Origin of the sequence: Alteromonas sp. KUL150, assembly GCF_009811475.1 — a bacterium.
Lineage (GTDB): Bacteria > Pseudomonadota > Gammaproteobacteria > Enterobacterales > Alteromonadaceae > Alteromonas > Alteromonas gracilis.
In genome coordinates this window covers 32,003-42,509 of the sequence record NZ_BLIJ01000015.1, presented here as the reverse complement: position 1 = coordinate 42,509, position 10,507 = coordinate 32,003, and the positions used below count along the sequence as shown (strand labels likewise).

Genomic DNA, 10,507 nt, shown 5'->3' with positions numbered 1-10,507 from the left:
CTCAGACTCTGACCCCAATAATTTATTTGAGGTTGCGGAGGCCTTGGGTTAGAAGTCGATCTAGTGCGTTGGCGAAGTTCTGTTTGTCGCGCTGTGAAAATGCTTTGGGCCCACCGGTATGTTCGCCGCTTGAGCGCATGGTGTCCATAAAATCTCGCATACCCAATATCTGCTTGATAGACGACTTATCGTATTCTTCACCACGATTGTTGAGCGCTAGGGCATTTTTCGCCAGCACATCAGCCGCTAAGGGGATGTCATTAGTTATCACCAAATCACCAGCTTCGCACTTCTCCACGATGTAATCATCTGCGGCATCGAAGCCAGAAGGCACCTGGGTCAATGTTATATGTTTGTCTGGTGGAACAGACATAGAATGGTTCGCCACCAAAGACAAAGGCAGCTTAGTTCGTCTGGCTGCCTTAAAAAGAATGTCTTTAATAACTGCAGGGCACGCGTCGGCGTCAACCCATATATGCATGGTCGTATCTCGTAATTGTGACTAATTACGCTAGCATACCACCATCTACCACCACTGTCGTGCCCGTGGTGTAGCTTGAAGCGTCTGAGACTAAGTACAATACGGTACCCGCCATTTCATCGGGATCAGCAACGCGACCAAGAGGAATGACTTTAAGCGCATGTTTAAGAATTTGCTCATTGGTTGTTAGCGCCGATGCAAATTTAGTATCCGTTAATCCAGGGAGAAGCGCGTTGACGCGAATGTTCAGGCTACCGCATTCTTTTGCGAACGATTTAGTCATGCTGATAACCGCCGCTTTGGTAATAGAGTAAATTCCCTGCATGTCACCAGGGGTGACGCCGTTTACTGATGCCGTATTTAAAATTACACCACCGCCCTGCTCTTTCATCATTTTGCCCGCTTCAATAGACATGAAGAAATAACCGCGAATATTTACATCTACAGTTTTGTTGTAGGCACCCAGATCAGTATCTAGAATGTGACCGAAATACGGATTAGCCGCCGCGTTATTTACAAGAATGTCCAGTTTGCCGAAATCACGTTTGATTACATTGAAGGCTTCAGTAATTTGTTCCATTTCGCCTACGTGACACGCCAGTGCGGTAGCTTTGCCGCCTGCGTCGCGAATAGATGAAGCAACCGCTTCACAGCCGTCAATTTTGCGGCTCGATACAATCACATGGGCCCCGTATTGTGCAAGCAAACGAGCAATAGATTCTCCAATACCACGGCTGGCGCCAGTGACCAGTGCAACTTTTCCTGTTAAATCGAATAAGTTCTTCATCAAATATTCCTTCTCTTGCTGTTTATGAACTAACCAATTGGATAGCTTTTTAGCTACCTACGTTAGTTGCGAAATCTGTTAAAAAAATCATAGGCTCAAATTCTAAGAATAGAAGGCAAGCCTTTAGGCATCGAAACATGAATGTTCTATGCCAGCATGCCTCCATCAAGTACAACAGACTGGCCAGTCATAAACGATGATTCGTCGCTACACAGCCATGCAATAGCATTTGCAATTTCTTCGGGCTTACCAAGGCGCTTCATCGGATTTGCGCCAATGAGGCCTTTTTGACCACGCTCATCTAGCTTAGATAGCACGCCCTGTACCATCGGTGTGTCTACAAAACTAGGGCATACCGCATTGATGCGAATGTTAGCCCGCGCGTATTCTACTGCTGCTGATTTCGTTAAACCTATAACTCCATGCTTAGACGCACTGTAAGCACTGATCATAGGCGCAGAGCGCAGCCCAGCCACAGAAGCAATATTGATAATATGGCCGCCACCTGTTGCCGTCATATGCTTCAGCGCGTTTTTCATGCAATACCATACGCCAGCTAAATTGACCTGAATGTTTTTCATAAACATAGCGTCGTCAACTTCGGTAAGAGGCGCAGGAAAATGATCAATACCCGCGTTATTTATAATGACGTCAATTTTGTCATTATGAGAAAAAGCGGTATCAAACATCGCTTTAACCTGAGCAGGCTCGGTCACGTCTACCGACACCGCAAAGGCTTTGCCACCTGATTTGGTAATTTCATCTGCAAGCGCTTTTGCGTTATCTTCGTTTAGGTCAGCGATACCTACCATTGCGCCTCTGGCGCTTAATACGCGGGCAGATGCAGCGCCAATTCCCGAGCCACCGCCAGTAATAAGAATATGTTTGCCTTCAACATTTGCAGCTATGTTCATTAGCTGTACTCCAAGTAATTAAGTCATCGAGATGACGTGAACCTGCACGCCATCGCTTTTTATAAATCGTGCTCTACAGCTAGAAGTAACTTGCCTTTACGTCATTACACGTTGTGTCACGCGTACTCAAAACTTCAATATCACGGCTTACCAACGGCAGCTCCCAATTCAGGAAGTACTCTGCAGCAGCTAACTTACCTTCATAGAAATCGACATCTTGTTCACCCACTTCATGAGCCAACTCTTGCTCAGCAACGTTTGCTTGGCGTAACCAAATCCAACTCACAACGCAGCTTGAGAATATGTTCAAAAAGCAGCTGGCATTGGTTAGCAATACCGACTGCTTATCTGAGCGTAAATCTCCCGCCGCTTGCTGAATAAGCACGCCGAGTTTGTCTAAGTAGGGCTTAAGCTTAGCAGCGAGTGCCTGTGCTCTTGGTGTTTCAGCGCGCTTCATGTCAGCGGTTACTCGAGCAAGTAACACTTGAAGTCCTTTCCCGTCATGCTGCCATAACTTTCTACCTAACAAGTCAAGCGCCTGAATACCGTTAGTCCCCTCATGAATGGGGTTTAAGCGATTGTCGCGCCAGCATTGTTCAACAGGATATTCTCGGGTGTAACCCGCGCCACCTAGTATTTGAATCGCCAAGTCGTTTGCTTTAGGGCCGAACTCAGACGGCCAGGCCTTAAACACTGGCGTTAATAGGTCAAGAAGCTGGGAAAGTTCGGTGCGTTTTTCGCTATCAGTTTCGGTTTCCATTTCGTCTATGAGCATGCTGCCATAAAGACAAAGCGCCATACCGCCTTCGCAATATGCTTTCTGAGCTAGCAGCATACGACGAACGTCACCGTGATTAATGATTGGTGTTGGGTCGTCTTCTGGCGCTAAATTAGGTGCCGCACGCCCCTGCGTGCGATCTTTTGCATATTCTAATGAATAACGATAACCGCGATAGCCAATCATCGCTGCACCGTAGCCCACGCCTATGCGTGCCTCATTCATCATCATGAACATGTAGCGCAGACCTTGGTGTGGTTCACCAATCAGATAACCATGACAATCACCATTCTCACCGAAGGTTAACGCCGTGGATGTGGTGCCCCGATAGCCCATTTTGTGGATAAGGCCGGCAAGGGTTACATCATTGCGCACATCTGGATTGCCATCAGCATCTAAACGGTATTTAGGCACAGCAAATAGTGAGATACCTTTCACACCAGCCGGGCCGCCAGGAATTTTAGCTAGCACTAAATGTACAATGTTGTCAGAAAGCTCATGCTCTCCGCCTGAGATATAAATTTTGCTACCTTTTACCCGATAGGTGCCATCTTCTTGAAGCCGTGCCGAGGTGCGAATATCTGCAAGCGACGATCCGGCATGAGGCTCGGTAAGTGCCATGGTGCCGGTAAAGTCGCCGCTGAGCATTTTAGGTAAAAACGCGTTTTTTACGTCTTCTGATGCAAAGTGTTTTATAACGTTCGCTGCAGCTGCCGTTAAAAATGGATAGGCAGTGGACGAAGGGTTCGCTGCTAAAAAATAACCTGCACAAGCATTCATCACAGTAACAGGAAGCTGCATACCACCATCTTCATAATCGAAGTGACCTGCAATAAAGCCCGTCTCTCTGTATGTGTCGAATGCCACTTTCACATCATCGATCATTGATACCTTGGTCCCATCAAATGTGGGCTCATTCTTATCAGCAACAGCGTTGTGAGGAAGAAAAAGCTCCTCTGCCATCTTCTCAGCCATATCGACAACGGCATTAAAGGTTTCAACGTTGTGCTCTTCAAATCGCGTCTTCTCGCAAAGAGCAGCAGTGTCTAATACTTCATAAAGCTGGAATTGCATTTCACGACGAGGAATGAGTTGGTCGGCCATGGTGTTTTGTCCTTTACAAATACTTGTTAACACATTGTGTCATATTCGTTATCGTGCCATTATTGTCATTAATGACACAATAATGGTCAATACCGCCAACAATAAGCAGCTTTTATCCGTATTAATAACCTGAATTACTTTTATGAATAAACCGAAGTTTACCGTTACCGTGCTCGGCTTTGATCAGGCTCTCGCTTCAGCAATAACTGGAGCGTTGGATGTATTTGCGTTTGCTGGTATCAGTTGGCAGCGCATTCACAAATTACCAACCTCACCGCAGTTTAAAGTGCAGTTAGCCAGTCATCACGGCCAAGCATTTCTTTGCTCGAATCAGGTTACATTGCAGCCGAATATCGCTATTGAAGACGTCTCTCACACGGATATTTTATTGATCCCTACTATTGGTGGGGATATAGACCAAGTTCTCATTGAAACACTGCCATTACTTGTTCATATAAAAAGATTGCAAAAGGTGGGCGCCGATATTGCTGCAAACTGCACTGGCACTTTCTTATTGGCAAATACAGGGTTACTTACAGATAAGATTGCCACAACGCACTGGGGATATGCCGAAAAATTTAGCGCTATGTTTCCCTTAGTCAATTTACAGCCTGAAAAAATGGTGACGGAAGACAATGAAATCTATTGTGCAGGTGGAGGGATGGCATGGATTGATTTGTCCATTTTATTGATAGAGCGATATTGTGGTCATCAAGTGGCAAGCGATACTGCGAAATCTCATGTGTTAGATGTGTCGAGGACAAGCCAAACTATTTATGCGAGCAGTCGCCAACGGCGTTTCCATTCGGATAAAGATATTATGGAGGTTCAGTCATTTTTGGAAAAGCATCTGCAAAGCAAAGTCACAATTTCTGACGTGGCAACACAGCACAATATGACCGAGCGAACGTTAATACGCCGGTTTAAAAATGCATGCAATACCACTCCGGGTCAATATTTACAGTCATTGCGGATTGAACAGGCAAGAAAGTTGTTAGAAACCTCAAATACTCCATTAGAAAGCCTGATAAGCGCCGTAGGTTACGAAGACCTAAGTTCATTCACTCGACTATTTAAAAAAGCGACAGGAATGTCCCCTTCTCAGTATCGAGCGAAGTTTAAGCGAAACTAGCTTTTCCCGTTTTACAAGGGAGCTGCACCAGTAAGAATAGTTTCGAATACTAATTGGGTCATGACAGTGCAAACAGGGCTTTAATGTATATGCGAGTTTTCCAATATAGTGCACATCAGTTGAAATGAGCCCTTTTTTGCACAAATTTGAAGTTTTTATTCCAAACTTTGTGTAAAATGCAGCGCCAAGCATAGATCGAAAATTTATGTGCTTAAAACACTACAAAAGTATAATTTCAAAATCATCTTGGTGGAAACATGAGAACACACAAAATCGCCACGCTAGCACTAGCTGTTAGTGCCGCGTTCAGCTCTTCAGTTCTTGCACAAGAGGCCGCAACGACAGAAAAAAAAGAAGCCTCACTTGAACAAATTACCGTTACTGCGCAAAAGCGTACTCAGTCAATTCAAGAAGTACCAATCTCTGTAGCGACGTTAAGCGGTGAAAAATTCGAAAGCCTTTTCTCTGGTGGTGAAGACATTCTTGCACTAGCGGTACGTGTACCTGGTCTTTACGCCGAGTCGTCAAACGGTCGTGTCGCTCCACGCTTTTATATCCGTGGTCTTGGCAACACCGACTTTGACCTAGCGGCGTCACAACCTGTTTCTATTATCATGGACGAAGTGGTAATGGAAAACGTAGTACTTAAGAGCTTCCCGCTTTTCGACGTTCAACAAGTTGAAGTTCTTCGCGGTCCACAAGGTACATTATTTGGTCGTAACACCACTGCAGGTATCATTAAGTTTGATACTGTAAAACCGACACAAGACCTTGAAGGTTACGCGAAAGCTGGTTTTGGTTCTTACGGAACAATGAACTTCGAAGGTGCTATTAGCGGTGGCCTCACTGACGAACTTTCTGCTCGTCTTTCTGTATTGTCACAAGAACGTGACGACTACATCGATAACGCATTCACAGGCGAAAACGATGCAATCGGTGGCTACGATGAGAAAGCCTATCGTTTACAGCTTCTCTGGGAACCGTCTGCTGACTTCTCTGCACTATTAAACGTACACGGTCGCGAGCTTGAAGGTACAGCGTCTATTTTCCGTGCCAACGTATTCACCAAAGGCAGTAACGAGCTTAACGAAAACTACGATCGCGAAACGGTTTTCTATGATGGCGACCTTCAAGGCGACGGCATCGACAATAACCCACAAGAATATGACGGTTTTGGTGCGTCACTAAAACTTGAATACGATATGGATGAAGTTACCTTCACGTCTATCTCGGCTATCGAAACAGCTGATGGCTCAAGCTTAGGCGATGTTGATGGTGGTTTTAACCGTGCAGACGGTACTTCAGGTCCTGGTTTCATTCCTTTCTCGGCGGTAACGCAAGATAACCTTGATGACCTAGAGCAATACACTCAAGAATTTAGACTTGCAAGCAACAGCCGTGATGCGATGAACTGGCAGGTTGGAGCCTTCTACTATGATGCATCGTTCAATGTAACCAGTATCGACGGCTACTTTGGTGCAACAACCGTATTCCACGAAAACCAAACATGGGCGGTATTTGGTCAAACCTCTTACCAAGTTAACGAAAAACTAAACGTTACCGGTGGTATTCGCTATACGCACGACTCTAAGAGTTTAGTGGTTGGCGATCAAAACGTGAATGGTTTTGCGTTGGTTACCGGAGATGCTCAAATTCAGGACTACGACGACATTGATGTAGATGATGGTCAAGCTAGCTTTGAACTTAGTGCAAACTACCGCGTTACTGACGACATGTCTGTTTTCGCACGTTATGCAAACGGCTTCCGCGCCCAAACTATTCAAGGCCGTGACGTTGCGTTTGAAGGCGCACCTTCTGTTGCTGATGCTGAAACTATCAATTCATTTGAAGTAGGCGTTAAATCTGACCTTCTAGACGACACACTTCGCTTAAACGCAGCTGCATTCTACTACACAGTAGATGATATGCAGTTCTCTGCGATCGGTGGTGGCAATAACTTTACAGCATTAGTTAATGCTGACAAAGGTGAAGCGTACGGTTTTGAAGTAGATGCACAATGGCTTGCAACTGATGAACTAACGTTTACTGCAGGCTACAGCTACAACCACACTGAAATCAAAGACGATACGTTAACGGTTTCGCCATGTGGTACTAACCCAGCGTTTGGTTCTACAGGAAACTGTACAGTAACCGACCCTCGTCCAGACGGTTTTGTTGCTTCAATCGACGGCAACCCATTCCCACAAGCACCAGAGTCAATCTTCAACTTTACTGCTCGTTACACCATTCCTATGGGTGATGACGGTGAGTTCTTCGTGTTTACCGATTGGGCGTTCCAAGGTGAAACTAACATCTTCCTATACGAAGCGGTTGAATTCACTACTGACGACAACTTCGAAGGTGGTCTACGTATTGGTTACGAAAACTTCGCGCACAACTACACAGTAGCGCTATTTGGCCGTAACATTACTGACGAAGATAACGTTAAAGGTGCAATCGACTTCAACAACCTAACGGGTATCGTAAACGAGCCACGCGTTTGGGGTGTTGAGTTTAAGTACACTTATTACTAAGCCAATATAGGTAGCTACTTTCATGTAGGGTAGCGATTTGGTTTATCAAAAGCGGTAGCGTTTACAAACGCTACCGCTTTTTTTTACGCCGCCATATGAACGTCTGAGGTTGGCACTTCCACTAATTGCTGTAGTTTTCTGCACACCTGCACCCACCGCGCGACTTTTTGATAGTAGACCTGCTCTATTAACTGCCCTTTTTCATCAAACAAAAAGCTCGCTAACTTTCCTTTGTTCCCCGGCATGTAAAAATGGTGCACGGTAAATTGCTTTGATAAAGGGGCGTGTGCCACTTTTTGATACATACAAAAAGGCAGTGTGTTCGCGCGTTCATCGCCACCGGTTAAGCGAGTGCGGCGTTGAAAGGTGTCTGCTCCGAATTCAGCCATAATGCCGTGTTTCGAGATAAGTTGATCTACCGCTTTAATGCCTGTTTGCATAATTTTCTCCTAAAGGTTGTGCAAAGTCGCACGCCTATATAAGATTCAAAATAAACCATACTGATATTTATACAGTATATGTTCATTTGTTTAAAATGCAAACAAAAAAGCCGCTTTTTATAGCGGCTTGTTTTTGTTAAAAATGCAGGAAGTTAGTTAAGGGCAGACTCTAAAAAGGCCCACTGGTCGGCATACCCTTCAATTTGCATCCACGTTGGCGTACCTGCACCGTGACCTGCACGGGTTTCTACACGAAGCAAAACCGGGTTATCACAGCTTTGATCTGCCTGTACTTGAGCTGCAAACTTATAACTGTGCCACGGCACAACACGGTCATCGTGATCACCTGTAGTGACTAATGTAGCTGGGTAACAGGTGCCTGGCTTAGTGTTGTGAAGTGGCGAATAAGCGTAAAGCGCTTCAAATTCGTCTTTGTTTTCACTTAACCCATAATCAGAAGACCAGGCGCGTGCATTTGCACTTGGCGTGTGATAGCGAAGCATATCCAACACACCGACTGCAGGTAAGGCCGCAGAGAAAAGGTCCGGACGCTGAGTTAAGGTCGCGCCTACAAGCAAGCCGCCATTCGAGCCACCTTGAATACCCATTTTCTCAGGTGTGGTGTAGCCGCTTCCAACTAAATACTCACCGGCTGCGATAAAGTCATCGAATACGTTTTGCTTGTCTAGCTTAGTACCAGCTTTGTGCCATTTCTGCCCATACTCGCCACCACCGCGTAGGTTAGCTATGGCCAGTACATTACCCTGTTCTACCCATACCATACGCGATACTGAATATCGTGGTACTAATGGAATATTAAAACCACCATACCCGTACAACAGGGTTTTGTTGTTGCCATCTAGTTTTAAGCCTTTCTTATGTACAATAAACATGGGCACTTTCGTTCCATCTTTACTGGTATAGAAAATCTGCTTTGTTTCGTAATCGTCATAATCAATACCGGTATCAATGGTTTTAAATAACGAAGACTCACCACTTTTTATATTGTAGGCATACACCTGACCCGGATTTGTAAATCCAGTCAGTTTATAAAAGGTTGTATCGGCATTTTTGCCGCCAAAAAAGCCGCTTACACTACCTATGTCAGAGAACGTGATTTCATCAACTTTTTCGCCGGTTAAATCAAATACACTCACCTGACCTTTCACGTCTTTTAGATACTGCGCAAAAAGCTTCTCACCTAGAAGAGAAACGCTAGATAAGGTATCAGGTGTACTTTCAATAACGGTCTCAGTAGTGTTAACACCATTATCAAAAGTTACTTTAACGACCTTGCCCGTTGGGGCATCTGCAGTAGAAGTGAAGAACAGCGCATCGCCATGCTCGCCAATCAAATCGTATCGACCATCCCACTTGTCGAAAACAGGAACAAGCTCGCTGTCATCCTCTTTAAGCGATTTAGCATACACACCGTTAGCCTGATACCCCTCAAAAACAGAAATAAGTAATGTTTCACCTTCCTGTACAACTGAAGGATACGGGTTCCAGGTATCCTTTCCTTCAAACGCAAAGATCTTTTTGTCTGCACTTTGCGCTGTACCTATCGCATGAAAGTAGATAGCTACCGTTTGACTATCATCATACTCGCCCGCGTCATTTTTTGGGTAACGAGAGTAAAAGAACCCACTTTCGTCAGGCAACCAGGCGATATTCGAAAACTTAATGCCTTTGATAGTATCCGTTAAGTCTGATTTATTGCTGGTGTTGCGAAGGTGAATGGTTTTCCAGTCAGTACCACCATCAGATAGCATATATGCAAGGTACGAAGCTTTGGGGCTAAGCTCTGTTGATGCCATTGATACTGTGCCATCATCGCTTAACGTATTTGGGTCAATCAACACTTCGGGTTCACCGTCAACGCCGTCTGCCATGTAAAGCACATACTGATTTTGTAAACCGTTGTTGTAAGAATAAAATAGCTTGCCGTTTACCATGTAGGGCGTTGAATACTTCTCATAATCCCAAAGCGCGGTTAAACGTTCTTTGTAACGTTCTCTCGAGGGTAATTCGGCCAAGTAAGGGCGAGCAAGCGTGTTTTGCGACTCAACCCACGTTTTTACTTCTTCGCTGTCTTCTTCCTCTAACCAGCGATAGGGATCGCTAACCATAGTGCCATGATAATTATCCTGCTGTGCAACGGTTTTCGTTTCTGGATAACCAGACACTTTCGGCATGGCAGCGCTGTTCTGTTCTATATTAACTGAATCAGACGTTTCGCTTGGCGAGCTTGTGCAAGCCAAAGTTAAGCCTGCGGAAGCTGCAACCACGGCTGCGTATATTAGATTTTTCTTCATTTTTTATTCCCTAAAAGAAAAA

General features: G+C 45.0%; 8 protein-coding genes. 2 read left to right on the top strand and 6 right to left on the bottom strand.

What is annotated here, in order from left to right:
* Positions 1–22: 22 nt before the first annotated feature.
* The 4 genes from GVO62_RS03340 to GVO62_RS03325 all read right to left on the bottom strand — a co-directional run bounded on the left by GVO62_RS03340 (position 23) and on the right by GVO62_RS03325 (position 4,064).
* Positions 23–481 (bottom strand): YaiI/YqxD family protein, encoded by a 459-nt coding sequence (locus GVO62_RS03340; protein ID WP_120959091.1) that lies wholly within the window; start codon positions 479–481, stop codon positions 23–25.
* Positions 482–506: 25 nt separating this feature from the next.
* A complete protein-coding gene (locus tag GVO62_RS03335) occupies positions 507–1,268 on the bottom strand; it encodes an SDR family oxidoreductase (RefSeq protein ID WP_120959090.1) in 762 nt (253 codons plus the stop codon).
* A gap of 146 nt (positions 1,269–1,414) precedes the next feature.
* A complete protein-coding gene (locus tag GVO62_RS03330; protein WP_159117729.1) occupies positions 1,415–2,182 on the bottom strand; it encodes an SDR family NAD(P)-dependent oxidoreductase in 768 nt (255 codons plus the stop codon).
* Positions 2,183–2,261: 79 nt separating this feature from the next.
* Complete coding sequence (locus tag GVO62_RS03325; RefSeq protein WP_159117728.1) at positions 2,262–4,064, bottom strand: acyl-CoA dehydrogenase; 1,803 nt, start codon at positions 4,062–4,064, stop codon at positions 2,262–2,264.
* 142 nt (positions 4,065–4,206) lie between these two features.
* On the opposite strand from GVO62_RS03325, the gene GVO62_RS03320 reads away from it, so the two are divergent.
* A complete protein-coding gene (locus GVO62_RS03320; RefSeq protein ID WP_159117727.1) occupies positions 4,207–5,196 on the top strand; it encodes a GlxA family transcriptional regulator in 990 nt (329 codons plus the stop codon).
* 257 nt (positions 5,197–5,453) lie between these two features.
* A complete protein-coding gene (locus GVO62_RS03315) occupies positions 5,454–7,730 on the top strand; it encodes a TonB-dependent receptor (RefSeq protein ID WP_159117726.1) in 2,277 nt (758 codons plus the stop codon).
* Between the two features lie 83 nt (positions 7,731–7,813).
* On the opposite strand, the gene GVO62_RS03310 is transcribed toward GVO62_RS03315, so the two are convergent.
* Together GVO62_RS03310 and GVO62_RS03305 are read right to left on the bottom strand one after the other, a co-directional pair.
* Positions 7,814–8,170 (bottom strand): hypothetical protein, encoded by a 357-nt coding sequence (locus GVO62_RS03310; RefSeq protein WP_120959085.1) that lies wholly within the window; start codon positions 8,168–8,170, stop codon positions 7,814–7,816.
* A gap of 152 nt (positions 8,171–8,322) precedes the next feature.
* Entirely contained in the window at positions 8,323–10,485 is a 2,163-nt protein-coding gene (locus GVO62_RS03305; protein ID WP_159117725.1) for a prolyl oligopeptidase family serine peptidase, read from the bottom strand.
* Between the last annotated feature and the right edge of the window lie 22 nt (positions 10,486–10,507).